Annotated in this window: 20 protein-coding genes and 1 riboswitch; of the genes, 4 read left to right on the forward strand and 16 right to left on the reverse strand. The window is 74.2% G+C overall.

Going from position 1 to position 25,645, the window contains the following annotated elements:
• Positions 1-41 precede the first annotated feature (41 nt).
• The 3 genes from ectB to ACFCZF_RS19920 all read right to left on the reverse strand — a co-directional run bounded on the left by ectB (position 42) and on the right by ACFCZF_RS19920 (position 3,422).
• Complete coding sequence (ectB, locus tag ACFCZF_RS19910; protein ID WP_375920384.1) at positions 42-1,313, reverse strand: diaminobutyrate--2-oxoglutarate transaminase; 1,272 nt, start codon at positions 1,311-1,313, stop codon at positions 42-44.
• 133 nt (positions 1,314-1,446) lie between these two features.
• The gene (gene ectA / locus ACFCZF_RS19915) at positions 1,447-1,962 is read right to left on the reverse strand and encodes a diaminobutyrate acetyltransferase (protein ID WP_375920381.1); all 516 of its coding nucleotides are present in this window, start codon (positions 1,960-1,962) and stop codon (positions 1,447-1,449) included.
• A 329-nt stretch (positions 1,963-2,291) separates the two neighbouring features.
• Positions 2,292-3,422: a pyridoxal-phosphate-dependent aminotransferase family protein gene (locus ACFCZF_RS19920; RefSeq protein ID WP_376672762.1), complete on the reverse strand. Its 1,131-nt coding sequence runs from the start codon at positions 3,420-3,422 to the stop codon at positions 2,292-2,294.
• Positions 3,423-3,591: 169 nt separating this feature from the next.
• On the opposite strand from ACFCZF_RS19920, the gene ACFCZF_RS19925 reads away from it, so the two are divergent.
• The 3 genes from ACFCZF_RS19925 to ACFCZF_RS19935 all read left to right on the forward strand — a co-directional run bounded on the left by ACFCZF_RS19925 (position 3,592) and on the right by ACFCZF_RS19935 (position 6,377).
• Positions 3,592-4,092 carry a hypothetical protein gene (locus tag ACFCZF_RS19925; protein ID WP_376672763.1) on the forward strand — a complete coding sequence of 167 codons (501 nt, stop codon included), beginning with the start codon at positions 3,592-3,594 and terminating at the stop codon, positions 4,090-4,092.
• A 44-nt stretch (positions 4,093-4,136) separates the two neighbouring features.
• The gene (locus ACFCZF_RS19930; protein ID WP_376672764.1) at positions 4,137-5,234 is read left to right on the forward strand and encodes an amidohydrolase family protein; all 1,098 of its coding nucleotides are present in this window, start codon (positions 4,137-4,139) and stop codon (positions 5,232-5,234) included.
• A 186-nt stretch (positions 5,235-5,420) separates the two neighbouring features.
• Complete coding sequence (locus ACFCZF_RS19935) at positions 5,421-6,377, forward strand: SCO1860 family LAETG-anchored protein (protein WP_376672765.1); 957 nt, start codon at positions 5,421-5,423, stop codon at positions 6,375-6,377.
• Between the two features lie 732 nt (positions 6,378-7,109).
• On the opposite strand, the gene cobC is transcribed toward ACFCZF_RS19935, so the two are convergent.
• The 6 genes from cobC to cobM are packed head-to-tail and all read right to left on the reverse strand — an operon-like array spanning position 7,110 to position 13,457.
• Positions 7,110-8,192, reverse strand: a complete 1,083-nt coding sequence (gene cobC / locus ACFCZF_RS19940; RefSeq protein WP_376672766.1) for an Rv2231c family pyridoxal phosphate-dependent protein CobC — start codon at positions 8,190-8,192, stop codon at positions 7,110-7,112.
• The gene (locus ACFCZF_RS19945) at positions 8,164-9,081 is read right to left on the reverse strand and encodes a sirohydrochlorin chelatase (protein WP_376672767.1); all 918 of its coding nucleotides are present in this window, start codon (positions 9,079-9,081) and stop codon (positions 8,164-8,166) included. Before ACFCZF_RS19945 ends, cobC begins: the two co-directional genes overlap by 29 nt.
• A complete protein-coding gene (locus tag ACFCZF_RS19950; RefSeq protein ID WP_376672768.1) occupies positions 9,078-9,674 on the reverse strand; it encodes a precorrin-8X methylmutase in 597 nt (198 codons plus the stop codon). The genes ACFCZF_RS19945 and ACFCZF_RS19950 overlap by 4 nt, the downstream gene beginning before the upstream one ends.
• Positions 9,671-11,368: a precorrin-3B C(17)-methyltransferase gene (gene cobJ, locus ACFCZF_RS19955; protein ID WP_376672769.1), complete on the reverse strand. Its 1,698-nt coding sequence runs from the start codon at positions 11,366-11,368 to the stop codon at positions 9,671-9,673. Before cobJ ends, ACFCZF_RS19950 begins: the two co-directional genes overlap by 4 nt.
• Positions 11,365-12,600 (reverse strand): precorrin-6y C5,15-methyltransferase (decarboxylating) subunit CbiE, encoded by a 1,236-nt coding sequence (gene cbiE / locus ACFCZF_RS19960; RefSeq protein WP_376672770.1) that lies wholly within the window; start codon positions 12,598-12,600, stop codon positions 11,365-11,367. The genes cobJ and cbiE overlap by 4 nt, the downstream gene beginning before the upstream one ends.
• Entirely contained in the window at positions 12,597-13,457 is an 861-nt protein-coding gene (gene cobM / locus ACFCZF_RS19965) for a precorrin-4 C(11)-methyltransferase (RefSeq protein ID WP_361737835.1), read from the reverse strand. Before cobM ends, cbiE begins: the two co-directional genes overlap by 4 nt.
• A 95-nt stretch (positions 13,458-13,552) precedes the next feature.
• Between cobM and ACFCZF_RS19970 the strand changes: the two genes are divergently transcribed.
• The gene (locus ACFCZF_RS19970) at positions 13,553-14,281 is read left to right on the forward strand and encodes a ZIP family metal transporter (RefSeq protein ID WP_375920352.1); all 729 of its coding nucleotides are present in this window, start codon (positions 13,553-13,555) and stop codon (positions 14,279-14,281) included.
• A gap of 11 nt (positions 14,282-14,292) precedes the next feature.
• On the opposite strand, the gene cobI is transcribed toward ACFCZF_RS19970, so the two are convergent.
• The 7 genes from cobI to ACFCZF_RS20005 are packed head-to-tail and all read right to left on the reverse strand — an operon-like array spanning position 14,293 to position 25,167.
• On the reverse strand, positions 14,293-15,024 hold the full coding sequence (cobI, locus tag ACFCZF_RS19975; protein ID WP_375920349.1) for a precorrin-2 C(20)-methyltransferase: 732 nt from the start codon (positions 15,022-15,024) through the stop codon (positions 14,293-14,295).
• On the reverse strand, positions 15,021-16,412 hold the full coding sequence (locus ACFCZF_RS19980; protein ID WP_376672771.1) for a cobyrinate a,c-diamide synthase: 1,392 nt from the start codon (positions 16,410-16,412) through the stop codon (positions 15,021-15,023). The genes cobI and ACFCZF_RS19980 overlap by 4 nt, the downstream gene beginning before the upstream one ends.
• Positions 16,409-17,008, reverse strand: coding sequence for a cob(I)yrinic acid a,c-diamide adenosyltransferase (gene cobO, locus ACFCZF_RS19985; RefSeq protein WP_375920343.1), 600 nt, complete (start codon positions 17,006-17,008; stop codon positions 16,409-16,411). Before cobO ends, ACFCZF_RS19980 begins: the two co-directional genes overlap by 4 nt.
• Positions 17,008-19,029, reverse strand: coding sequence for a putative cobaltochelatase (locus ACFCZF_RS19990; RefSeq protein WP_376672772.1), 2,022 nt, complete (start codon positions 19,027-19,029; stop codon positions 17,008-17,010). The genes cobO and ACFCZF_RS19990 overlap by 1 nt, the downstream gene beginning before the upstream one ends.
• The gene (gene cobN, locus ACFCZF_RS19995; RefSeq protein ID WP_376672773.1) at positions 19,026-22,682 is read right to left on the reverse strand and encodes a cobaltochelatase subunit CobN; all 3,657 of its coding nucleotides are present in this window, start codon (positions 22,680-22,682) and stop codon (positions 19,026-19,028) included. Before cobN ends, ACFCZF_RS19990 begins: the two co-directional genes overlap by 4 nt.
• Positions 22,679-24,187 carry a cobyric acid synthase gene (locus tag ACFCZF_RS20000; protein ID WP_376672774.1) on the reverse strand — a complete coding sequence of 503 codons (1,509 nt, stop codon included), beginning with the start codon at positions 24,185-24,187 and terminating at the stop codon, positions 22,679-22,681. The genes cobN and ACFCZF_RS20000 overlap by 4 nt, the downstream gene beginning before the upstream one ends.
• The gene (locus ACFCZF_RS20005) at positions 24,184-25,167 is read right to left on the reverse strand and encodes a cobalamin biosynthesis protein (protein WP_376672775.1); all 984 of its coding nucleotides are present in this window, start codon (positions 25,165-25,167) and stop codon (positions 24,184-24,186) included. Before ACFCZF_RS20005 ends, ACFCZF_RS20000 begins: the two co-directional genes overlap by 4 nt.
• 158 nt (positions 25,168-25,325) lie before the next feature.
• A riboswitch (cobalamin riboswitch) is annotated at positions 25,326-25,467 on the reverse strand.
• Between the last annotated feature and the right edge of the window lie 178 nt (positions 25,468-25,645).

Below are 25,645 nucleotides of genomic sequence, written 5' to 3' on the forward strand. Positions count from 1 at the left end.
TTCGGCCGCACGGGCCGAAGGCGCCGGAAGCAGTGGTGGTGTCAGGCGGTCTCGCGCACGGCCCGCGCGAGGGTCTTCATGCCCTCGTCCAGCTCGTCGGGCGTGATGGTGAGCGCCGGGAGCAGCTTGACGACCTCGCTCTCGGGTCCGGACGTCTCGATGAGCAGCCCGAGCTCGAAGGCGCGCTTGGCGATCCGGCCCGCACGGCCCTTGTCGTGGAACTCCAGGCCCCAGACCAGGCCGCGGCCGCGGTACTCCTTGACGTCGGCGAGGTTCTCCTCGGTGATGGCGATCATGTGCTGCTCGACCTGCTCGCCGCGGGCGCGGGTCTGCTTCTCCATCGCCGAGCCGTCGGCCCAGTACGCCTCCAGCGTGGCGGTCGCCGTGACGAAGGCGGGGTTGTTGCCGCGGAAGGTGCCGTTGTGCTCGCCCGGCTCCCAGACGTCCAGCTCCGGCTTGAAGAGGGTCAGCGCCATGGGCATGCCGTAGCCGCTGATCGACTTGGAGACGGTGACGATGTCCGGCGTGATGCCCGCCTCCTCGAAGGAGAAGAAGGCGCCGGTACGGCCGCAGCCCATCTGGATGTCGTCGACGATGAGCAGCATGTCCTGGCGCTCGCACAGGTCGGCCAGGGCACGCAGCCACTCGGCCCGGGCGACGTTGATGCCGCCCTCGCCCTGCACGGTCTCGACGATCACGGCGGCCGGCTTGTTGAGGCCGGAGCCCTGGTCCTCGAGCAGCCGCTCGAACCAGATGAAGTCCTCGACGGTGCCGTCGAAGTAGTTGTCGAACGGCATGGGCGTGCCGTGCACCAGCGGGATGCCGGCGCCGGCCCGCTTGAAGGCGTTGCCGGTCACGGCGAGCGAGCCGAGCGACATGCCGTGGAAGGCGTTGGTGAACGACACGATCGACTCGCGCCCCTTCACCTTCCGCGCCAGCTTCAGCGCGGACTCCACGGCGTTGGTGCCCGTCGGGCCCGGGAACATGACCTTGTACGGCAGGTCACGCGGCCGGAGCACCAGGTTCTGGAACGTCTCCAGGAAGCGGCGCTTGGCGGTGGTCGACATGTCGAGACCGTGCGTGACGCCGTCCCGCTCCAGGTAGTCGATCAGCGCGCGTTTCAGCACGGCGTTGTTGTGCCCGTAGTTGAGCGAACCCGCTCCGGCGAAGAAGTCGAGGTACTCGTGGCCGTCCTCGTCGTACATGCGGCTGCCGAGCGCGCGGTCGAAGACGGTGGGCCAGCCGCGGCAGTAGCTGCGCACCTCGGACTCGACGGTCTCGAAGACGCTGAGGTCGGGCTGGGTGATGGTCACGACGAATCGCTCCTCGTTGGGTGAGGGTGGGAGAGGAAGGTCGTACGGATCCGGCGGAACCGGTGCGGTCCCGGCCGGGAAGTCTCGGGGAGCCGGACGGTCCGGGGTGGCCGGACCGCCTGGGAGCCGGGCGTCAGCGGCCGGCTGCGGTCAGGGGGCCGATGCGGTACAGGACCTCGGGCTCGTGCGGGCCGTCGGGGAACAGCTCCGTGTCGAACAGCACCTCGCGCTCCAGTCGGGCGCCGTGCCGCTCGGCGAACGAGGTGAACAGTCGCTGGGACGCGGTGTTGTCGGGTGAGATGGTGGTCTCCACGGTGGTGATCCCGCGTTCCGCGACGGTCCGGGCGGCCAGCCCGTCGAGCAGGAGAGCCGCGAGCCTCCGTCCACGGTACGCATGGTCCACCGCCACCTGCCACACGAGCAGGGTGTCCGGCCGGTCCGGCCGTGTGTAGCCGGTGACGAAGCCGACCGGCACACCGTGCCCGTCGCGGGCGACGGCCGACGTGGCGGCGAAGTCCCGGCACCAGAGCAGATAGCTGTAGGACGAGTTCAGGTCCAGGACCTCGGAATCCCTCGCTATCCGCCACAGAGCGGCCCCGTCGGCCACTCTCGGACGGTCGATTTGCAGGTCTGCTTGCGCGGCAGTCATGCAAATTGAATTTACCCAGCGAAATTCAAAATTGCATCGCCGGATGGGGTTACGTATGGGCGCGCCATGTGTTATCACGCGGGCGCGTGCTTCCGCGCGAGTTGGCGGCGGTATGTCGGAGTTTGACCTGATCATAGGCCGCAAAACGGGCGGCATGTGTATCGGGTCACAATCGCGTAACCCGTGCGAGGCGTGCCCGAAATGCGAGGATCGAGGTTCGTGAAATCTTTGTGTTTAGGTCCCGGGAAAGCGGGCAGAAGAATACGGGAAGCTGTGCTGAGCGTAATTACTTAATTCTGTTTGTGTGAGCTTCGGGAATTCCGCTGAATTCATGCTTCCGAAAGGTCGGGTCCGCCCGGCCGGTCCCAGGCGTCCTCGACGGCCCGCCGAGCCGCCTCCGGATCGGCCTTCAGTCCCCTCTCGGCCAGCGCGGCACCCAGTGCCGCCAGACAGCCCTGCACGGCCCCGCGCGTCGCGTCCGGACCGTAGTGGTTGACGCGGATCATCTCCGCGGCCAGCGCGCCCCCGCCCGCGGCCAGCGGCAGCGCCGGGTCGGACTCCAGGGCCCGGGCCACCAGCTCGGACGCGTCGACGTCCGACGGCGCCCGCAGCGTCGTCGCGACCGGCGCCGCGTTCCCGGCCTTGTACACGTACGGCTCCAGGCCGCCGCCCAGTGCGAGCGCGCCGGCCCGCGTGGCCGCCGCAGCCGAGGCGTGCCGCGCCATCACCGTCCCGAGGCCCTCCGCCTCGATGCGCTCCACGCACGCCTCCAGCGCGAGCATCTCCAGCTGCGCCGGCGCGTGCAGCAGCGCCTTGCGCCCACCGTCGATCCAGCGCTCCTTCCAGTCCAGCAGCGACAGGTACGACCGGCGCGGCGCCCCGGGGTTCGCGGCCATCCGCGCCCACGCCCGCTCGCTCACCGACACCGCCGACACGCCGGCCGGACCGCCCATCGCCTTCTGCGCGCCGATCACGCACAGGTCCACGCCCCACTCCTGCGGCAGCACCGGCTCGGCGCCCACGGAGGCCACGGCGTCCAGGTAGAACAGCGCGCCGTGGGCCCGGACCACCTCGCCGATCTCCGCGACCGGGTTGGTGTTCCCGGTCGCCGCCTCGGCGTGCACCAGGGACACGAAGTCGATCTCCGGGTGCTCGGTGAAGGCCTGGCGGACCTGCTCGGCGGACACGGCCGTGTGGAACGGCACGGAGAGGTCGTGCACGGTCGCGCCGCAGTCCCGCAGCCAGTTCCCGAAGGTCTGCCCGTACGGCCCCGTGACGACGTTCAGCGCCACGGTGCCCGGCCCGGCGGCGGCGCGGATCGCGCCCTCCAGCGGCAGCAGCGCCTCGCCCTGCATGATCACGACGTCCTGGCCGGTGCCGAGCAGGCGCGCGACCCGGTCCTCGATCGCGGCGAAACGGCCGGCGCTCAGCGGGGCGAGGTCCAGGAAGGGGTGGGTCACTGTGCTGCTCTCTTCGCTCACGGGCAGGTGTACGACACGTACGGAGTCGAGAGTAACCACGGCCCCTGGCGCCACTCGCGCCGGAGGGCATCCGTTGCGACACCCCCACGCCCGGAATTGTGGCTTCCGCCACAGCGGTGATGATCGTCCGCCTGGTGGACTCGGGCCCGTGTCCGCTCTCCTGCTGCTCGTCCTCGTGGCGGTCGTGACCGCCGTCGTCCTCGCCCGCCGCCCCGGCGCGTACGTGAGCCCTGCCCCCGGGGCGGCCGCTGCCGCTTCAGCGCCCGCCCGCCCCGGCGGGGGGTTCCGCGTACTGGCGGGGTGCGCGGGGACGGCGGCCGCCCTGCTGTACGTCTGGGGCGCGCTGTGTGTGGCGTTCGCGGTCATGGAGGCGGAGGACGGCGGCACGGGATCGGCGCCGTTGCGGCCCTGCCGTACGAGCGAGCACCCGGAGCTGTCCGCCCGGATCGTCGACTACTCGACTTCCTACCTGCCCCTCCGCTTCCGCTGCGAGACCGCCGACGGCGACGGCTACGACTCCGACAACGTCCCCGGCTACGTCAACCCCGGCGTCGCCGTCCTGGCCCTGACGGCCGTGGCGGGCGCCGTCGCGGCCGGGTACACGACCGAGTTCCGCGCCCGCGCGACAGCACGGGACGACGGCCGGTAGACCGGGCCTTCGAACACCGCCGGAGCCCGGTCTAAGGTGCGGGCATGAGCGATCGCACGGTGCTGCACGTGAAGGGTCGGGTACTCGTCGGACCGCGGGACGAGGACGTCCGCGACGAGCTGTGGGTGATCGACGGCCGGGTCTCGTACGACCGCCCCGCCGGGGCCGCCGACGTCCGCACCGTCGAGGGCTGGGCGCTGCCCGGCCTGGTCGACGCGCACTGCCACGTCGGCCTCGACCAGCACGGGGCCGTTCCCGAGGACGTCGCCGAGAAGCAGGCGCTGACCGACCGCGAGGCGGGCACCCTCCTCATCCGCGACGCGGGCTCCCCCTCCGACACCCGCTGGATCGACGACCGCGAGGACCTCCCGAAGATCATCCGCGCCGGCCGGCACATCGCGCGCACCCGCCGCTACATCCGCAACTACGCCTGGGAGGTCGAGCCCGAGGACCTCGTCGCCTACGTCGCCCAGGAGGCCCGGCGCGGCGACGGCTGGGTGAAGCTGGTCGGCGACTGGATCGACCGCGACCTCGGCGACCTGTCCGCGTGCTGGCCGCGCGGCGCCGTCGAGGCCGCTATCGCTCAGGCCCACCGGCTCGGCGCCCGCGTCACCGCGCACTGCTTCGCCGAGGACTCCCTGCGCGACCTGGTCGAGGCCGGCATCGACTGCGTCGAGCACGCCACGGGCCTCACCGACGACACCATTCCGCTCTTCGCCGAGCGGGGCGTCGCCATCGTGCCGACCCTCGTCAACATCGCCACCTTCCCCGCGCTCGCCGACGGCGGCGAGTCCAGGTTCCCGCGCTGGTCGGCCCATATGCGCCGGCTCCATGAACGCCGCTACGACACCGTGCGCAACGCCTACGACGCCGGCATCCCGGTCTTCGTCGGCACCGACGCGGGCGGCTCCCTGGCCCACGGCCTGGCGGCGGCGGAGGTCGCGGAACTGGTCACCGCCGGCATCCCGCCCGTCGAGGCCCTCGCCGCGACGACCTGGGCCGCCCGGAGCTGGCTCGGGCGTCCCGGCCTTGACGAGGGCGCGCCGGCGGACCTGGTGGTGTTCGACGAGGACCCGCGCGCGGACGTGCGCGTGCTCACCGCTCCGCGCCGAGTGGTGCTGAACGGGCGGGTCGTCGGTTAGCCGACGCGGGTGAGGTCGGGGAACACCCGTGCCCGGGGAATCGAATAGGCACGCGGAAACCCCACGAAGGGGTGAAGTGCCCCGGGATCGCTGACGGTTCGGCGTGCGCGGGGACATTCTTTCCGGGTCCCAAGCATGTCGCTCATGCGTGTCCCGCACGCATGTCTCACTGGGGGTCCCACCACCTTGAACGGCAACACCTTCCGCATGCCCGCACGCCGCCTCGTCACCGTCGCGGCGGCCACGGCCCTGGCCGCCGGTCCCGCCGTGCTGGCCGGCGCGGGCACCGCCCACACGACCGGCGACCACGGCCGCGCGAGCGCCACCGTCCTGCGCACCGGGCTCGACGTGTCCCTGCTCAACAAGACCGTGAACGTCCCGCTCGCGGTCACCCTCAACGAGGTGCACGCGCCCGAGACCGCCCAGAAGACCGCGCTGACCGCACGGCTGGACGGCGTCGACGGCGGCAAGCCCTTCAGCGTCCTGCGCGCCGACGTGGCCGAGGCCAAGGCGACGGCGACCGCGGCGAAGAGCGAGGGATACACCAACCTGGCCCGTGCCAGGCTCCACGTCCCCGGTCTGCCGCTGCTGTCGGTGGTCGAGGTCGAGCAGGTCACCTCCGTGGCGACCTGCGAGGCCGGGAAGAAGCCGGTCGCCGACGCGAACCTGCTGGGCGCGGTGACGGTCCTCGGCAAGAAGGTCACGCTGACCACCGGCGGGACGACGGAGGTGAAGGTGCCCGGCGTCGGCGAGGTACGGCTCGACCTCTCCAGGACGCAGACCACGTCCCGTACGGCCGCCGCCACCGCGCTCGAACTCAAGGTGTCCATCAACCCCCTCGACCTGAACGTCGCCGAGGTCGACGGCACCCTGACCCTGGCGAAGGCGACCTGCGAGTCCCCGGCGGCCCCGGCGGCCGAGGCCGAGGAGCCGCCGGCCAAGGCCGAGGAGCCCCCCGCGCAACAGGACACCGAGCAGGACGCCGAACCGGCGGCCGACGTGAAGGCCCAGGGCTCCCGCGCCGAAGCGGACCTGGCCGAAACGGGCGGCAGCTCGGCGACCCCGTACATCGCCGCAGGCGCCGCCGCCCTGGTCCTGGCGGGCGGCGGCTCCCTGGCCCTGGCCCGCCGCAGGCGCGGCTGACGGCAGGCGCGGCTGACCGCCGGGGGGGGCGCGGACGCGGCCGGGGGCTCGCGTGGGCGGCGGCGGGGGCCGGACGGGGCAGGGGCGCGGCCGGGGGGCCGGGGGCGCCGGGGGCTGCGGGAGCGGCCCGGTCCGGTGCCTTCCGGCTCGCTGTAGGCGCGGCTGAGGACAGCGGGCGGGCCGGCGTGGGTTGGGCGGGGGAGGGCTCGCGCGAGCGGGGCCGGAGCCGAGTGGCATCCGAGCCGAGCGGGGCTGAGTCGAGCGGGGCCGGAGCCGAGTGGCATCCGAGCCGAGCGGGGCTGAGTCGAGCGGAGCCGGAGCCGAGCGGGGCCGGAGCCGAGCGGGGCCGGAGCCGAGCGGGCAAGGGCCCGCGGGGCGTGCCGGGGCTGTCGGGGGTGCCCGGTGGTTCGGGAGTGCCCTGGTCACGCGGCTCCCGTCCCCCTCGGGGCGCGGCTGCCCACTGCACGGGCGAGCGGGGGCAGGGGTCCTGCCCGGGACGTACGGGGGTCGGGCGGGCCCGGGGCCGCGCGGACGCGCCGAGCCGAACCGGACCTGTGTGGATCCCGTCACCGTCCCCCCCCCAACGGTCCGGCCGTCCCCGTCCCCGTCCCCGTCCCCGTCCCCGAGGGTCTCGGCCGTCTCCGTCCTCGGCAGCCGGCCGTCCCCGCCCCGCCGGTCCCGCGTCGGACGTGGCGGCCCGCCGAGCGGTACCCCGGGGCAGGGCAGGTCGCCTCAGGCCGGGGCCGTCACCGCCCGCCGCAGCGCCCGTAGGAAGCCGTCCGTCGTCGTCCGGTCGCGTACCGCCAGGCGCAGCCACTCTCCGCCCAGACCCGGGAACGTGTCCCCGCGCCGTACCGCGTACCCGAGATCGCGCAGCCGGTGGCGCACCGCGGCGGCGCTCGGGAGGCGGACGAGGACGAAGGGGCCCTCGGCGGGGGCGACGATCCGTACCCCGGCGTCGGTGAACTCCGCCAGCCCGGCGACGAGATGGCCCCGGTCCGCGGCGACGCGGTGGGCGGCGTGGGCGGCCTCCGCCAGAGCCCGAGGGGCCACGCACGCCTCGGCCGCCGCCAGCGCGGGCGTGGACACGGGCCACAGCGGCTGGGCGCGCTCCAGGTCGGTGATCGTCTCCGGGGCCGCCAGGACGTAGCCGATGCGCAGCCCGGCCAGCCCCCACGTCTTGGTGAGGCTGCGCAGGACCACCAGCCCGGGCACGTCCGTACGCCCGGCCAGCGCCTCCCGCTCACCCGGCACCGCGTCCATGAAGGCCTCGTCCACGACCAGCGTCCGCCCGGGACGGGCCAGTTCCGTGATCGCGGCCGCCGGGTGCAGTACCGACGTCGGGTTCGTCGGGTTGCCGATCACCACCAGGTCGGCGTCCTCGGGGACGGCCGCCGGGTCCAGCCGGAAGCCGTCCGCCTCCCGCAGCAGCACCCGGTCGACCGTGTGCCCCGCGTCCCGCAGCGCCGCCTCCGGCTCCGTGAACTGGGGGTGCACCACGACCGGCCGGCGCACCTTCAGCGCCCGCGCCAGCAGCACGAACGCCTCCGCCGCGCCCGCCGTCAGCAGCACCCGCGCCACCGGCAGCCCGTGCCGCGCCGCCACCGCCGCCCGCGCGGCCCGCCCGTCCGGGTAGGCCGCGAGGGAGCCGAGCGAGGCGGCGACATGCTCGCGCAGCCAGGCCGGGGGCGTGTCCGCGCGGACGTTCACCGCGAGGTCCACCAGGGCCGAGCCGTCGTCGCGGACCTCGGCGTCCCCGTGGTGCCGCAGATCAGGACCGGCGGCCTCAGTGCGCATGGGAGTGTGCGTGTCCATGCCCGTGATGGTGCCCGTGGTGGTGATGGCCGTCGTCGTCGGGGTGGAAGTGCGGCTGCTGCGGCAGTCCCACCTTGTCCTCGAACCCCGGCAGCGCGATCCGGTACACGCACGAGTCGCAGTTCATCCGCAGATCGCCCTGCACCGCCTCCTCGTAGCGCTCCCACACCAGGTCGAGCAGCTCCGGCTCCGGCCCGATCACGTCGGCCGACCGGACCTCCGTCTCCGGGTGCGCCCCGGCCCACTCCTCGGTCTGGTGCCGGACCCGGTCCGGGAGGATGCCGGTGAACAGGAAGTACGGCAGGACCACGACCCGCCGCGCCCCCAGCCGCACACACCGGTCCAGGCCGCCCGGCACGTCCGGCTTCGCCAGCGACACGAACGCCGTCTCCACGGCCGCGTACCCGCGCCCCTCCCACAGCAGCCGCGCCGCCTTGAACACCTCGGCGTTGGCGTCCGGGTCCGTCGAGCCGCGCCCGACCAGCAGCACGGTCACCTCGGCGGGGTCCCAGGACGGGTCGACCGCCTCCGCGAGCCGCCGCTCCAGCACCCGCAGCAGCGCCGGGTGCGGGCCCAGCGGACGCCCGTACGTGTACGAGATGCCGGGGTGCCGCTCCTTCTCGCGGGACAGCGCCGCCGGGATGTCGCCCTTGGCGTGCCCGGCGGACACCAGCATCAGCGGCACCGCGGCGAAGCGGCGCACACCGCGCTCGACCAGCTCGGCGACCGCCTCGCCCAGCGGTGGGGGGGACAGCTCGATGAAGCCGCCCGCGACGGGCAGTTCGGGGTGGCGGCGGCCCAGCTCGCGCACGAAGTCGCGGAACGCCTCGGCTCCGGCCTCGTCCCGGGTGCCGTGTCCGGCGATGAGCAGGGCGGGCGGGGTCGTCACAGTTTCTCCTCGGGTTCCTCGGACGAAAGGGGGTGGTACAGCAGGGCGTTCAGCGCGGCCGCGGCGACCGCAGACCCGCCCTTCTCGGACACGTTGCTCACGGCGGGCAGTCCGCTCTCCCGCAGCGCGGCCTTGGACTCGGCCGCCCCGACGAAGCCGACGGGCAGCCCGACGACGAGCGCGGGCGAGGCGTCGAGGGTGAGCAGCTCCTCCAGCGCGGTCGGCGCACAGCCGATCACCCAGAGCGCACCGGGCCCGACCCGCTCGTACGCCAGCCGCATCGCGTGCGCGGAACGCGTCAGCCCGGGACCCGCGACGGCGTCCCTCAGCCGGCACACGGTCTCCCGCCGGGTGATCCCCGCCGCGACCATCTCCACGTCCACGACGACCGGCGCCCCGGCGTGCAGCGCGGCATGCGCCTTCGCCAGCTCGCCCTCGTCCATGACGAGGTCGGACGCGTACTCCAGGTCGGCGGCGGAGTGGATGACCCGCTCCACGACCGCCCGGGTCAGCGGCGGGAAGTGCGAGGTGTCCAGCCGGGCGCGCAGCCGCCGGAAGGACTCCTGCTCGATGGGGTGCACGACACGGCTCACTTCGGCTCCTCCTGGGACGACGTCCCCTGCCAGCGGTAGCCGCGCGGCGTCACCATGCGCCCGGCGATCCGACGGGTCGCGGTGTTGCCCACCGTCACGACGGTCATCATGTCGACCGTCGCCGGGTCGAGGGCGGCGAGCGTGGTCAGGCGGCTGGACTCGTCGGCGCGCGACGCGTTGCGCACGACCCCGACCGGAGTCGCCGGCTCCCGGTGCTCCGCGAGGATCGCCAGCGCCTTGGGCAGCTGCCAGTCCCGGCCCCGGCTGCGTGGGTTGTAGAACGTCACGACGATGTCCGCCTCGGCCGCAGCCCGCACCCGCCGTTCGATGACCTCCCACGGCGTGTGCAGGTCGGACAGGCTGATCGACACGTGGTCGTGGCCGAGCGGCGCGCCCAGGATCGCACCGGCCGCCAGTGCCGCCGTCACGCCCGGCACCCCGACCACGTCGATGTCGTCGGACGCCTCCGCCAGCGCGGGCGAGGCCATGGCGTACACCCCGGCGTCCCCGCTGCCGATCAGCGCGACGGCGTGCCCGCGCCGGGCCTGTTCGACCGCGGTCCGGGCCCGCTCCTCCTCGGCGCCGAGCCCCGACTCCAGGACCCGGGTGCCGGGCCGCAGCAGGTCGCGGATCTGGTCGACGTACTGGTCGAGCCCGACCAGCACCGAGGCCCGCCGCAGCTCCGCCTGCGCGCGCGGTGTCACCAGGTCCCGGGCGCCCGGCCCGAGCCCGACCACCGCGAGCCGCCCGCGCCCCGGCCGCCGTACGACCGCACAGGTCGCCATCGCCGGACGCGCCGCCGACTTGCGCTTGGGCACGAGGAGTTCGCCGCCGCGCACGAGCGCCGCCGCCTCCGCGACGGACGGCGTGCCCACGGCCGCGAGCGGGGCGTCGGAGGGGTTGGGCACCTCGACGCCCGCCAGCTGCCCGGCGGAGTACGTCACCAGGGGCACACCGAGCCGCTCGGCCGCCCCGACGATCCCGGGCTCCTGCGCCTTGGCATCCACGGTGGCCAGTTCGGCGACCGACGCGGCGGACAGTCCGGCGTCCCGCAGCGCCACCTCGACCAGCCCGAGCACCTCCTCGACCGGCGCCCCCTTGGAGGCGCCGACGCCGACGACCAGGGACGGCGGGCGCAGCACGACCTCGCGCTCGGCCGGCTCCACCAGACGGTCCGTCAGCCGGACCGTGTACGCCCCGTCCTCGGCGACCGGCAGCGGCGGCAGCGGCCAGGCCACCTCCGCCCGCAGCGCCACCCGCTCGCCGTCCAGAAGAGCCCGCGAGACCCCGGCGACATCGCCCTCCACGGGCAGCCCGAGCGTGTCCAGGCCGGCCAGCCCGACGGCGTCCGTCGCGGTCGTCACCACCGGCTCGGCATCCAGCACCTCGCCGACCGCGCGGGCGAGTTCGTTGGCGCCGCCCCCGTGGCCGCCGACCAGGGACACGGCGAACCGCCCGCCCTCGTCGACGCACACCACACCGGGGTCGGTCCGCTTGTCGTCCAGCAACGGCGCCACGAGCCGGACCACGGCCCCCGTGGCCAGGAAGCACACGAGCTGCTCGCACTCGGCGAACGCGGCCCGTACGGCGTCCGCGACGGGACCCTCGTACACGCGCGTGCGGTCCGGCCACGCCGCGGCCAGCCGGTCGCGCGCGGCCGCTCCCGCCGCGGTGGCGGAAATGAGGCCGATCAAGGGGCAACTCCTTCGGTACGGCTGTGCGGCCTCGCGCCCCACAGCAGGAAGACGGGATTGGTGGCCGCGAGCCGGGTCACGTCCCCCGGCAGCGGCGCGAGCCGGGACGACTGCAGCAGCACCCCGTCGCACTCCAGCCCGGCGTCGAGCATCGCCCGGCGGGCCGCCGGCACCCGGTCCAGCGCGGCCATGGCGACGACCACGGCCCGCCGCGCCCGCCGCGCGCACGCCGCGACGATCGACGGCAGCTCGCGCCCGCCGCCCCCGACGAACACGGCGTCCGGATCGTCCAGATCGGACAGCACCGTGGGCGCCGCCCCGTGCACCACGCGTACGTCCACGCCGTGCGCGGCGGCGTTGGCGCGCACCCGCTCCACCCCGTCCGGCGTCTTCTCGACGGCGGTGACGGCGGCGCCCAGCCGCGCGCACTCCACGGCCACGGACCCGGAGCCCGCGCCGACGTCCCAGACCAGGTCCCCGGGCCGGGGCCCGAGCCGGGCCAGCGCCAGCGCCCGCACCTCGAACTTGGTGATCATCGAGTCGCGGTGGGCGAACTCCGTCTCGTCCAGGGCCCATCCGCCGGACCCCGGCCACCGCGGCCCGGCCACGGAGCGCACCGGCCCCAGCGCCCGCGTCTCGTCCAGGCACAGCACGACGCTCACCGCCGCCCCCCAGTCACGGGCGGCGGCCTCGGCGGGCATCACCCGCTCCACGCGCTCCTCGGCGGAACCCAGCGCGGAGGCGACGACGAGGACCCGAGGGTCGGCCCGCAGCGCGGCACCCAGCTCCGCCGGGCCGGCCCCGGGGCCGGTCAGCACGGCGACCTTGGGGTGCGCCCGGCACACGTTCACCGCAGTCCGCAGTTCCCGCCCGTGCGCACTGGCCACCACGGCGTCGTCCCACGGCAGCCCGACCCGCGCGAAGGCGGCGGCGACGGAGGAGACACCGGGCCGGACGTCGAGCCGCTCCGGCCCGAACCGCTCGGCCAGCGCCCGCACGATCCCGAAGAACCCCGGGTCCCCGGAGGCCAGCACGACCACCCGCCGCCCCTTCGCGACGTACTCCGCGACCGTGTCGAGAGCGGGTGCCAACGCCCCGAGGACGACCCGCTCGGCCCCCTCCGGCAGCCGTACGGCGTCCAGGTGGCGCCGTCCGCCGACGACCAGCTCGGCGTCGGCGGCGACGTCCTCGGGAGGCGGCGTCCCGGCCCCCATGCCCACCACCGTGATCACGTGCTCGCACCCCGCGTGCGCAGCTCCCTGCGAGCCTCGGGGTCCGCCTTCCGGTAACCGTGGAAGTGCCCCGGGTGGTACAGGTGCGAGCGGGTGCCGTGCGCGTCGAGGGCCGGGCCGACCAGGAAGAGGGTGTGCTTCCAGAGCTTGTGCTCCTTGACCGTCTCCTCCAGCGTGCCGATCGTGCACCGCACGACCAGCTCCTCCGGCCAGGTGGCCTGGTAGGCGACGACCACCGGGGTCTCGGTCGGGTAGCCGCCCTCCAGCAGCTCCCGCACCAGCTGGCCGCTGCGGGCCGCGGACAGGAAGATCGCCATGGTGGTGCCGTGCTTGGCGAACTCGCGGACCTCCTCCCCGGGCGGCATCGGCGTCTTGCCGCCGCCGAGTCGGGTGAGGACGACGGACTGCGCGACCTCCGGGATGGTCAGCTCCCGCCGCGCGAGCGCGGCGACCGCGGAGAAGGCGGAGACACCGGGCACGATCTCCGTCGCGATGCCGATCTCCGCGCACCGGTCGACCTGCTCCTGCGTACCGCCCCACAGGGCCGGGTCGCCGGAGTGGATGCGGGCCACCCGCAGCCCCTCCTCCCGTGCCCGCCGGTAGACGGCGACGACGTCCTCCAGCGACATCGTCGCCGAGTCCAGGACCTCCGCGTCCTCGCGCGCGTGCTGGAGGACCTCCGCCTGGACCAGGCTCGCCGCCCAGATCACGACATCGGCCTCGGCGATGGCACGCGCGGCGCGGAACGTCAGCAGGTCGGCGGCGCCGGGACCGGCACCGACGAAGGTCACCTTGCCGGGGGATACGTCGGCCACGGAAACATCGGCGACGGAAGCCTCGGGAGCAACGGAAGCCATGGGATGGAGTCCTTTCCTGCGCATATTTCGCATATTTACTGCGGTTGTCGCTGTCGTGCGCACGGATACGCGCTCTGATCGGATAGCAAGGGCCCATGGCGGTCTTCGTCGCGCTCGGCGCGTTCCTGATGACGCTGGCCGGCGGCTGGACGGCACAGCGCGTGACCGACCGGCGCCACCTGGTCCTGGGCCTGGCCGGCGGCCTGATGCTGGGCGTGGTCGGCCTCGACCTGCTGCCGGAGGCGCTTCAGGCGGCGGGCGACGAGGTGTTCGGCGTGCCCGAGGCACTGCTGCTCTTCGTCGCCGGATTCCTGCTCGCGCACCTGGTGGAACGCCTGCTGGCCGCCCGCCGCGCCGCGCACGGCGCCGACGAGCACGGACAGCGTTCGCCCCAGGTGGGCCTGACGGCCGCCGCCGCCATGGTCGGGCACAGCGCGATGGACGGCGTGGCGATCGGCGCGGCCTTCCAGGTCGGCGGCGGCATGGGCGCGGCGGTCGCGATGGCCGTGATCGCCCACGACTTCGCGGACGGCTTCAACACCTACACGCTCACCAGCCTGTACGGGAACGCCCGCCGCCGCGCGATCGCGATGCTGTTCGCCGACGCCGTGGCGCCCGTGGCCGGTGCCGCCTCCACCCTCCTCTTCTCGATCCCGGAGGGCGTACTCGGCGCGTATCTCGGCCTGTTCGGCGGCGTACTGCTCTACCTCGCCGCCGCCGAGATCCTCCCCGAGGCCCATCATGAGCACCCCGCCCGCTCGACCCTGCTGTGCACGGTGGCCGGCGCGGCGTTCATCTGGCTGGTGGTGGGTGTGGCGGAGTGACGAACCCCGGTTCACAATTTGCCGCCCCGCCCGCCTTCGCGCCGCGCGGGCGCGATGAGCGTCGAGAGATAGGGCAGCGGGGCGCCGTCCAGCTCGGCAGCCGCCCGTACGGACTCCTCAGGCAGCCCCAGCGCCGACCCCCACACGGCGTCGTCCAGCCGCCCGGTCTCCCGCAGCGCCTCGGCGACCTCGGCGGCCTGCCGACCGAACTTGTAGGCGACGACCGTGCCGGGCCCGTTCAACGCGTCCTTGAGCACGCCCGCGCCCGCGGTCACCGGCACCAGCGTCAACGGCTCGGTGCCCTCCGTCAGCACGGCACCCGACCGGGCCGCGAGGTCCTGCATGGCGGTGATCCCCGGCACGGTCTCCACGACGGTGCCCGGCACCAGCTCGCCGACGGTCTGCGCGAGATAGGTGAAGGTCGAGTACACGTTGGGGTCGCCGATGGTGGCGAAGGCGACGCTGCCGTGCTCCCTGAGCAGCGCGGCGACCCGCTCCCCGGCCGCGTCCCAGGCGGCCTCGCGCCGAGCCCGGTCGGTGCGCTCGTTCAGCGCGAACACGACCCGTACGACCTTCTCGGCGCCCACGTAGTGCAGCACGGTGGCTTCCGCCCGTCCCCGCTCCCCAGTGTCCATCACGGGCACGACGACGACCTCGGCGGCCCGCAGCGCGTTGACCCCCTTGACGGTCACCAGCTCCGGGTCCCCGGGCCCGACTCCGACCCCGACCAGCCTGCTGCTCATGACGTCCGGCACCTCTCCACGAACCGACGGGCGACACCGGGCTCGGACGCCCAGTGCGTGTGCAGATAGCTCGCGTGCACACCGCGCTCCACAAATCCCTCGACGCGCCGCTCGGGCGCCCGCATCCCCCACGCCGGCGCGGCCCCGGCCCCCGGCTCCACCACGGTCCGGTGGAACTCGTGCCCCCGCATCCGCGTCCCCGCGACGGCCAGCGCACTGTCGGCGACGGCCACGGCGTCCCGGTAACCCAGCGTCAGCCGCTCCGACATCCGCGCGGACGCGTCCAGCACCCCGCACATCGGCATCCCGTCCAGCTCCCGGCAGAGGTAGAGCAGCCCCGCACACTCGGCGGCGACGGGAGCACCGCTCAGCGCCAGCTCGGCGACGGCCTTGCGCAGCGGCTCGTTGGCGGACAACTCGGAGGCGTACACCTCGGGGAACCCGCCCCCCACGACCAAGCCGGCGGTTCCGTCGGGGAGTCCCTCGTCCCGCAGGGGATCGAAGGTGACGACCTCCGCCCCGGCGGCGGCGAGCAGCTCGGAGTGCTCGGCGTAGGAGAACGTGAACGCGGCCCCACCGGCGACGGCGACGCGCGGCGGCGACTTCCTGTCCGACCGAGTCGGGCGGTGGGTGGGCAAAGGCCCGGGGGTCCAGGGGGCGGAGCCCCCTGGCAACGGCCCGGCAGCCCGCGCCAACCCGACCAACGCCTCCAGATCACACCCGTCGGAGACCTGCGCGGCCATCGCCGCAACCGCCTCCACCGCCTGCGCGCCCCGCTCGGCAACCGGCACCAGCCCCAGATGCCGCGACGGCGTCTCCACCCGCGCGGCCCGCCGCAACACCCCGAGCACCGGCACCCCGACGGAGTCCAACGCCTCCCGCAGCAGCGCCTCGTGCCGATCCGACCCGACCTTGTTGAGGATCACGCCCCCGACCCGCACCTGGGGGTCCCAGGACACGAACCCGTGCACCAGCGCCGCCACCGACCGCGACTGCGAGGACGCGTCCACGACCAGCACGACGGGCGCCCGCAGCAACTTGGCGACGTGCGCGGTGGACGCCAGCTCACCCTCCCCGGCGGCACCGTCGTACAGCCCCATCACACCCTCGACGACCGCGAGATCGCAGCCGCGCGCCCCGTGCAGGAACAGCGGAGCCACCAGCTCCGCCCCGCACAGGTACGCGTCCAGGTTCCGCCCCACCCGCCCGGTGGCGAGCGCGTGGTACCCGGGGTCGATGTAGTCGGGCCCGACCTTGTGCGGCGACACGGCGAGCCCGCGCGCGGCGAGCGCGGCCATCAGCCCCGTGGCGACGGTGGTCTTGCCGCTGCCCGAAGAGGGCGCGGCAACGACCAGCCGGGGCACGGAGCCGGCCGGGAGCGAGGTCACCACTCGATGCCCCTCTGCCCCTTCTGCCCCGCGTCCATCGGGTGCTTGACCTTGGACATGTCGGTGACGAGGTCGGCGCACTCCACCAGCTTCTCGGGCGCGTTCCGCCCGGTGATCACGACATGCTGGGTACCGGGCCGCTCCCGCAGCACGGACACGACCTCGTCGGTGTCGACCCATCCCCAGTGCATCGGGTAGGCGAACTCGTCCAGGACATACAGCTTGTACGTCTCGGCGGCGAGGTCCCGCTTGACCTGCTCCCAGCCCTCGCGGGCCTTCTCCTCGTTGTCCATCTGCGCGTCGCGCTGGACCCAGGACCAGCCCTCGCCCATCTTGTGCCAGTCGACGGACCCGCCCTCACCGCTGGCGCCCAGCACCCGCAGCGCGTTCTCCTCGCCGACCTTCCACTTCGCCGACTTGACGAACTGGAACACCCCGATCGGCCACCCCTGGTTCCAGGCCCGCAGCGCCAGCCCGAAGGCGGCGGTCGACTTGCCCTTCCCCACGCCCGTGTGCACGACGACCAGCGGACGGTTCCTTCGCTGGCGAGTCGTCAGCCCGTCGTCGGGTACTACCGACGGCTTCCCCTGCGGCACTACGCGGCCCTCCTGTTGCCCTGAACGTCCTTCACCAGACCGGCGATCGAGTCGGCCCGCAGCTCGTCCAGCGTCACCGCCGTGCCGCCCAGCTCACCGGCGAGCTGCCCGGCCAGCCCGAGCCGCACCGGCCCCGACTCGCAGTCCACGACCACGGAGGCGACCCCGTCGGCCGCGAACAGCCGCGCCGCACGCGCTCCCAACGCCACCGGCTCCGGCCCACCGGTGGCCCGTCCGTCCGTCACCACCACGACCAGCGCGCGCCGCGCGGGGTCCCGCAGCCGTTCCACCCGCAGCACCTCGTGGGCGCGCAGCAGCCCGGCGGCCAGCGGCGTACGCCCGCCCGTCGGCAGCGACTCCAGCCGGACCGCCGCCGCGTCCACCGACGAGGTCGGCGGCAGCGCGACATCGGCGGCCGAGCCCCGGAAGGTCACCAGCCCGACCTTGTCCCGTCGCTGGTAGGCGTCGAGCAGCAGCGACAGCACGGCGCCCTTCACGGCGCTCATCCGCTGCCGGGCCGCCATCGACCCGGAGGCGTCCACGACGAACAGCACGAGGTTGCCCTCACGCCCCTCGCGCGTCGCCTGCCGCAGGTCGTCCCGGCGTACCACCAGGCCGCGCCCCGAACGGCCCCGCGCCCGCTGGTGCGGCGCCGCCGCCCGCACCGTCGCCGCCAGGTGCAGCTTGGTCAGCGCCCCCTCGGGCCGGCGGGCCCCGGTGGTCCGCCCGTGCTCGGTCCGCGCCCGTGAACGCCGCCCGGCGGCCCCCTCGCCGAGTCCTGGCACGCTCAGCACCTTCGTACGGAACGGCTCGGCGGCCCGTGCGGGCGACTGCTCACCGGCACCACCGGAAGGCTGCGGCTCCCCGCCCTCCCCGGCCTCGGGGCGCGCGGCGGCGTCACCGTCACCCTGCGGGGCGTCCTCGGGCTCCGGCTGCCCACCGGGACCGCCAGGCCCCGGATCGGGGTCGTCGTCCCCGTCACCGCCCCCGTCGCCCCCGCCACCGTCCTGCCCGCCGAACTCCTCCAGCGTCTCGTCGAGCTTGTCCTCGTCAAGACCCGGCGCGTCGAACGGATTGCGCCGCCGCCGGTGGGGGAGGGCCAGCAGAGCGGCCTGCCGCACGTCCTCCGCCAGTACGTCGGTCCGCCCGGCCCAGGCCGCCAGCGCGGTCGCCGTCCGGGCCATCACGATGTCGGCCCGCATGCCGTCCACCTCGAAGGCGGCACAGGTCGCCGCGATCTGACGCAGCGCCCCGTCGCCGAGCCGCACCGACGGCAGCAACTCCCGCGCCGCCACGATCCGCGCCCGTACGGCGGCCTCCTCGTCGGCCCAGCGCACGGCGAAGCCGGCCGGGTCGTCGTCGTGGGCGAGCCGGCGCCGCACGACCTCCACCCGCTGGTCGGGCTCGCGCGAGGCCGCGACCTCGACGGTCAGCCCGAACCGGTCGAGCAGCTGCGGCCGCAGCTCGCCCTCCTCGGGGTTCATGGTCCCCACCAGCAGGAACTTCGAGGCGTGCCGCACCGACACGCCCTCGCGCTCGACGTACGAGGCGCCCATCGCGGCAGCGTCCAGCAGCAGGTCGACCAGGTGGTCGTGGAGCAGGTTGACCTCGTCGACGTACAGGATCCCGCGGTGCGCGTCGGCCAGCAGGCCCGGCTCGAAGGCCTTCACGCCCTCCGCGAGCGCCCGCTCGATGTCGAGTGCGCCGACCAGCCGGTCCTCGGAGGCGCCGACGGGGAGCTCCACCATGCGCGCCGGGCGGGACGCGAACGCCCCCGGCTCGTGCGGGCCGTCCGGGCAGCCGGGGTCGGGCGCGTCCGGGTCGCAGGAGAACCGGCACCCGGAGACGACGTCCACCTCCGGCATCAGCGCCGACAGCGCGCGCACGGCCGTGGACTTGGCGGTGCCCTTCTCGCCGCGCACCAGCACGCCGCCGACGGCCGGGGAGACGGCGTTCAGCAGCAGCGCGAGCCGCAGGTCGTCCTGGCCGACCACGGCCGTGAACGGGAACGGGGTACTCACTTCTCGTCGCCCTCCAAGTCGCCCTCGAGCTCCAGGTAGGTGGCGCGCAGCCGCTCCAGCGTCTCCGCGTCCGGTTCGGCCCACAGGCCGCGGTCGGCGGCCTCCAGCAGCCGCTCGGTGATGCCGCGCAGCGCCCACGGGTTGGACTTCTTCATGAAGTCCCGGTTCTCCGGGTCGAAGACGTACTCGGCGCTGAGCTTCTCGTACATCCAGTCGTCCACGACCCCGGCCGTGGCGTCGTACCCGAAGAGGTAGTCCACGGTGGCCGCCATCTCGAAGGCGCCCTTGTAGCCGTGCCGCCGCATCGCCGCCATCCAGCGCGGGTTGACCACGCGGGCGCGGAAGACCCGGTGCGTCTCCTCGCCCAGCGTCCGGGTCCTCACCTGGTCGGGGGTGGCCGAGTCACCGACGTACGCCTCCGGGGAGGTCCCCGTCAGGTGCCGCACCATGGCGACCATGCCGCCGTGGTACTGGAAGTAGTCGTCCGCGTCGACGAGGTCGTGCTCGCGGGTGTCGACGTTCTTCGCCGCCACCGCGATCCGCCGGAACGCCGTCTCCATGTCCCCGCGCGCCGCCCGCCCGTCGAGCCCGCGCCCGTAGGCGTAGCCGCCCCACACCGCGTACACCTCGGCGAGGTCCGCGTCGGAGCGCCAGTTGCGGGCGTCGATCAACGGCAGCAGACCGGCGCCGTACGCGCCCGGCTTGGAGCCGAAGATGCGTGCGGTCGCCCGGCGCCGGTCGCCGTGCTCGGCGGTGTCCGCGTCGGCGTGGGCGCGCACGTAGTTCTGGTCGGCGGGCTCGTCCAGCTCCGCCACCGCCCGCACCGCGTCGTCGATCAGCCCCACGACGTGCGGGAACGCGTCGCGGAAGAAGCCCGAGATGCGCACCGTGACGTCGACGCGCGGTCGGCCCAGTTCCGCCACCGGCACCACCTCGAAGCCCGTCACCCGCCTCGACGCGTCGTCCCACACCGGACGGCAGCCCAGCAGCGCCAGGATCTCGGCGATGTCGTCGCCCTGGGTGCGCATCGCGGACGTGCCCCACACCGTGAGGCCGACGGACTTCGGGTACTCGCCGGTGTCGCTCAGATAGCGCTGGATCAGCGAGTCCGCGAGGGACTGGCCGACCTCCCAGCTCAGCCGGGACGGGATCGCCTTCGGGTCGACGGAGTAGAAGTTCCGGCCGGTCGGCAGCACGTTGACCAGCCCGCGGGTCGGGGAGCCCGACGGGCCCGCCGGGACGTAACCGCCGTCCAGGGCCCGCAGGATGTGCCCGATCTCGTCCGTCGTCCGGGCCAGCCGCGGCACGACCTCGGTGCAGGCGAACTCCAGCACGGCCACCGCGTCGGGGAGTTCGGCGCCGCCCAGCACCTCGCGCACCAGGGCCGGTACGGCCGCGGTGTCCCACGCCCGGGACTCCATCCCCTCCGCGAACCGCCGGCACAGCTGCTCCAGCAGGTCGACCGCGTCGGCGGCGCTGCGGGAAGGCCCCTCCACCAGGTCCGTCAGCTCCACCGGCACCTTCACCGGTGCGCCCGGCTCGGCCAGCAGCTCCTTCTCCACCAGCCCGAAATGCCCGGCCAGCGCGGCCCGCAGACCCGGCAGCGCGTTCGCCTGCCCGCCCCACACCTGCGAGGCGCGCAGCACCGCCAGCACGAGGTTCACGCGCGGCTCGCCGACCGGGCCGCCGCCCAGGATGTGCAGGCCGTCGCGGATCTGCACGTCCTTGATCTCGCACAGATAGCCGTCGATGTGCATGACGAACTCGTCGAACGCGTCGTCGTCCGGCTGATCGTCCACGTGCAGGTCGTGATGGAGCTCGGCCGCCTTGACCAGGGTCCAGATCTGCGCGCGGACCGCCGGCGCCTTCACCGGGTCCAGGTCGGAGACGAGCGCGTACTCGTCGAGCAGCTGCTCCAGCTTGGCCAGGTCGCCGTACGTGTCGGCGCGCGCCATCGGCGGGACGAGGTGGTCGACCACCGTCGCGTGCCCGCGCCGCTTGGCCTGCGTGCCCTCGCCGGGGTCGTTGACGATGAACGGGTAGATCAGCGGCAGGTCGCCCAGCACCGCGTCCGGCGCGCAGCCCCCGCTCAGCCCGAGGCCCTTGCCCGGCAGCCACTCCATCGTGCCGTGCTTGCCCATGTGCACGATCGCGTCGGCGCCGAAACTGTTGTCCAGCCAGCGGTACGCCGCCATGTAGTGGTGCGACGGCGGCATGTCCGGGTCGTGGTAGATCGCGATCGGGTTCTCGCCGAAGCCGCGCGGCGGCTGGATCATCACGACGACGTTTCCGAACTGGAGCGACGCGAGCACGATGTCGTCCCCGTCGACGTACAGCGAACCCGGCGGCTCCCCCCACGCCTCCCGCATGGCCTCCCGCAGCTCCGGGTCCAGCTTCTCGAACCACGCCCGGTAGTCGGCCAGCGGCACCCGCGCGGGCGCCGCCGCCAACTGGTCCTCCGTCAGCCACTCGACGTCGTGACCGCCGGCCTCGATGAGCCGGTGGATCAACTCGTCGCCGCCGGACGGGTACTCGGTCAGCGAGTACCCGGCGTCCCGCAGCGCGTCCAGCACCCGCACCGCCGAGGCCGGGGTGTCCAGCCCCACCGCGTTGCCGACGCGGGAGTGCTTGGTCGGGTACGCGGTGAAGACCAGCGCCAGCTTCTTGTCGGCGTTCGCCTTGTGCTTCAGCACCGCGTGCCGTACGGCGATCCCGGCGACCCGCCCGGCCCGCTCGGGGTCGGCGACGTACACCGGTACGTCGTCCGGCCCCTGCTCCTTGAAGGAGAACGGCACCGTGACCAGGCGCCCGTCGAACTCCGGGATCGCAACCTGCATCGCCGCGTCCATGGGGGAGAGGGCGGCGTCGGACGCCTCCCAGGCGGCGCGAGAGGAGGTGAGGCAGAGGCCTTGCAGCACCGGGACGTTCAGGTCGGCCAGCGCGCCGATGTCCCAGGCCTCCTCGTCGCCGCCGGCCGAGGCCTGCGAGGCGTACGTGCCGCCGGCCGCGAGGACCGTGGCGACCAGGGCGTCGGCCCGGCCCAGCAGCTCGAACAGCCCGGGGTCCGCGCCGCGCAGCGAACCGCAGTACACGGGCAGGGCGTTGGCGCCGTGCGCCTCGATCGCGTCGCACAGCGTGTCGACGAAGGCGGTGTTGCCGCTCAGCTGGTGGGCGCGGTAGAAGAGCACGCCGACCGTCGGGCGGCCCTGCGCGGTGGCCCGGGAGCCGTGGACGCCGAACTCCGGCATCTTCTCCGGCTCGTCGAAGCCCTCGCCGGTCAGCAGCACGGTGTCGGAGAGGAACCGGGCGAGCTGGGTGAGGTTGGCGGGCCCGCCCTCGACGAGGTAGCGCAGCGCCTCCGCCACCACCCCGGCCGGCACCGAGGACTCGGCCATCAGTTCGGCGTCCGGCACGCTCTCGCCGCCCAGCAGGACGGTCGGGACACCGGCGGCCTTCAGCGCGGCGAGCCCGTCCTCCCAGGCGCGCTTGCCGCCCAGCAGGCGTACGACGGCGATGTCCGCGCCCTCGACGAGCCCCGGCAGCTCCTCCGTCACGTCGACCCGGGTCGGGTTGCCGATCCGGTAGGCGGCCTCCGACGCTCGGGCCGCCAGGAGGTCCGTGTCGGCGGTCGACAACAACAACACTGTGCTCATGCGGGCGCTCCCGGTGGAATGAAGGGCAGACCTCGTGGCGCGCCGGACTCGATGAGCCGCCACAGCGCGTCCGTGTCCGCGTGCTGTTCGATCAGGTCGCCGAGCCGGTCGAGCTGCTCCTCGCGCAGCGCGGCGAACGAGGTGTCGGGGGCCGGCACGAAGCGGCGGCCCGCTGCGGCGGCCACCTCGCGCAGGAACGCCCGCCGGAAGCCGTCCGACTCCAGCGAGCCGTGCCAGTGCGTGCCCCAGGTCTGTCCGACCCGGCAGCCGTCCAGGAAGGGGGTGCCTCCTACGACTTCGGCGACCCCGTGGTGGATCTCGTACCCCTCGACGTGCTCCCCGAGGGCCTCGCCGACCGGCCGGGTGAGGGTCTTCTCGTGGGCGAACCGCACCCGCACGGGCAGCAGTCCGAGCCCGTCCACGTGCCCGGCGCGGGACTCGACCTGGTCCTCGATGTGCTCGCCGAGCAGCTGGAAACCGCCGCAGATGCCCAGCACGGGCCGCTGTTCGGCCACTCTGCGCGCGATGGCGTCCGCGAGCCCCCGCTCCCGCAGCCACTGAAGCGCCCGGACCGTCCCCCGCGTCCCCGGCACGATGACGAGGTCGGCGTCGGCCAGCTCCTCCGGACGGTCCACGAACCGCACCACGACACCGGGTTCGGCGGCGAGCGCGTCCACGTCCGTGAAGTTGGACATCAGCGGAATCGCGCAGACGGCGACCCGCAGCACGTCCTCGCCGACCGGCGGCGCGACGACCGACTCGCGCACCGTCCCGCGCAGGGAGACGCGCAGCCCGTCCTCCTCGTCGATGCCGAGCCCGTGCCGGAAGGGCAGCACGCCGTACGTGTGCCGTCCGGTGAGGCCGTGCAGCATCTCAAGACCCGGTTCCAGCAGCGACACGTCACCCCGGAACTTGTTGACGAGGAACCCGGCGACCAGCGCCTGGTCCTCGGGCGCGAGCAGCGCCACCGTCCCGAAGAACGAGGCGAAGACGCCGCCCCGGTCGATGTCGCCCACCACCACCACGGGCAGCCCGGCGCCCCGGGCGATCCCCATGTTCACGATGTCCGTCCGGCGCAGGTTGATCTCGGCCGGACTGCCCGCCCCCTCACAGATCACCGCGTCATACGTGCCCCGCAGCTCGGCCAGACAGTCGAGTACCGTGCCGAGCAACTGCTGCTGCCGCCCGCCGTGGTAGCCGCGGGCGCTCATCTCGCCGACCGGCTTGCCGAGCAGTACGACCTGGCTGCTGCGCTCGCCGCCCGGCTTGAGCAGCACCGGGTTCATCAGTGCGGTCGGCTCCACGCGGCACGCCTGGGCCTGCATGGCCTGCGCCCGCCCGATCTCGGCGCCCTCGCGCGTCACGAACGAATTGAGGGACATGTTCTGCGCCTTGAAGGGCGCGACCTTGACGCCCTGCCGCACCAGCCAGCGACAGATCCCGGCGGTGACGACGCTCTTGCCGGCGTCGGAGGTGGTGCCGGCGACGAGCAGGCCACCGTTCATGACGTACGTCCCTTCCTGGTGACCCCGCGGGTCCTGGTGACCCCGCGCGCGAGCAGCCGCGCGCCCGCGCACACGCCGAGCGCCAGCCAGCCCACGCGCCGGGAGAGCCGGACGGCCCGGTCGATGTCGCCGGAGCCGGCCCGGACGGCGCGCCCGGTGGCCCCGTTGAGGACGGGCCGGTGCTCCACCCGCCCGCCGTAGGAGAGCGTTCCGCCCAGCCGCACGCCCAGGGCGCCCGCGAACGAGGCCTCCACGGGCCCGGCGTTGGGGCTCGGGTGCCGAGCGGCGTCGGCGCGCCAGGCCCGTACGGCGCCGCGCGGATCGCCGCCGGCCACGGTGGTCAGTACGGCGGTCAGACGGGCGCCCGGCCAGCCCGCGAGGTCGTCGAGGCGGGCCGAGGCCCAGCCGTACCGCCGGTACCTGGCGGACTTGTGGCCGACCATGGCGTCCAGGGTGTTCACGGCCCGGAAGCCGAGCAGTCCGGGCACCCCGCCCACGGCGCCCCACACCAGGGCGCCCACCACCGCGTCCGAGGTGTTCTCGGCGACGGACTCCACGACGGCCCGGGCGATCCCGTCGGCGTCCAGCGCCTGCGGGTCCCGTCCGCACAGGTGCGGCAGCCGGGCGCGAGCCGCCTCGACGTCGCCGGCCTCCAGGGCACGGCCGATGGCGCCGGCCTCGCGGGCGAGCGAGGTGCCGCCCACGACGGCCCAGGTGGCCGCGCCGGTCAGCGCGACGGAGGCGGCGGGGGAGCGGCGTACGGCGTGCGCGGCGGCGGTGCCGAGGGCGGCGGCGCCACCGGCGCACACCAGGGTGTGCACCGTGCCCCAGCCCCGGTGGTCCCGCCACAGCACCCGTTCCACGGCGCCGGCGGCACGGCCGAACGCGGCGACCGGGTGTCCGCGGCGCGGGTCGCCGAGGAGGAGGTCACCGAGAAGGCCGGCGGCGGCGCCGTACGCGAAGACGCGTTCGGCGCGCACGGCTCAACCGGCCGCGGGGCGGGAGAGCGTGTCGCTGGTGTACCCGGAACCGGTGTGTCCGGAAGCAGAGTGTCCAGAAGCGGTGTGTCCGGAACCGCTGTACCTGGAACGGCAGCCGCGCATGGCGTTATGTCCTCACTCAGGGTGTCCGCGCCCTGGCTGGAAGAGACCGGCGGTGAGAGTTCCTGGCTCCCGGGGGCTGTACCCCGGTCACAGTGGCGGGACCGCGCCGGATTCGCACCGGGCTTCCTCTCCTGCCGCCGTATTGGCTCCGGCAGTCCACCACGGCCCGCGAACACCCGTCAACCTGGCGTTGACCTGCGGCGGGGGAGTGTGCGAAGCCCCACACACGGGCGGTGTGCGCCGGCACGAAAAAGCGGCGGGGCGCGGGACGGTGAAGGGGAGGAGGTACGTCCGGAGATGGCCAACCGGCTCGCGTACGACATCGACACCGCGCGCGCGCTTGCGAATTGGCAGG

Source organism: Streptomyces sp. NPDC056296 (genome assembly GCF_042268605.1).
GTDB lineage: Bacteria > Actinomycetota > Actinomycetes > Streptomycetales > Streptomycetaceae > Streptomyces.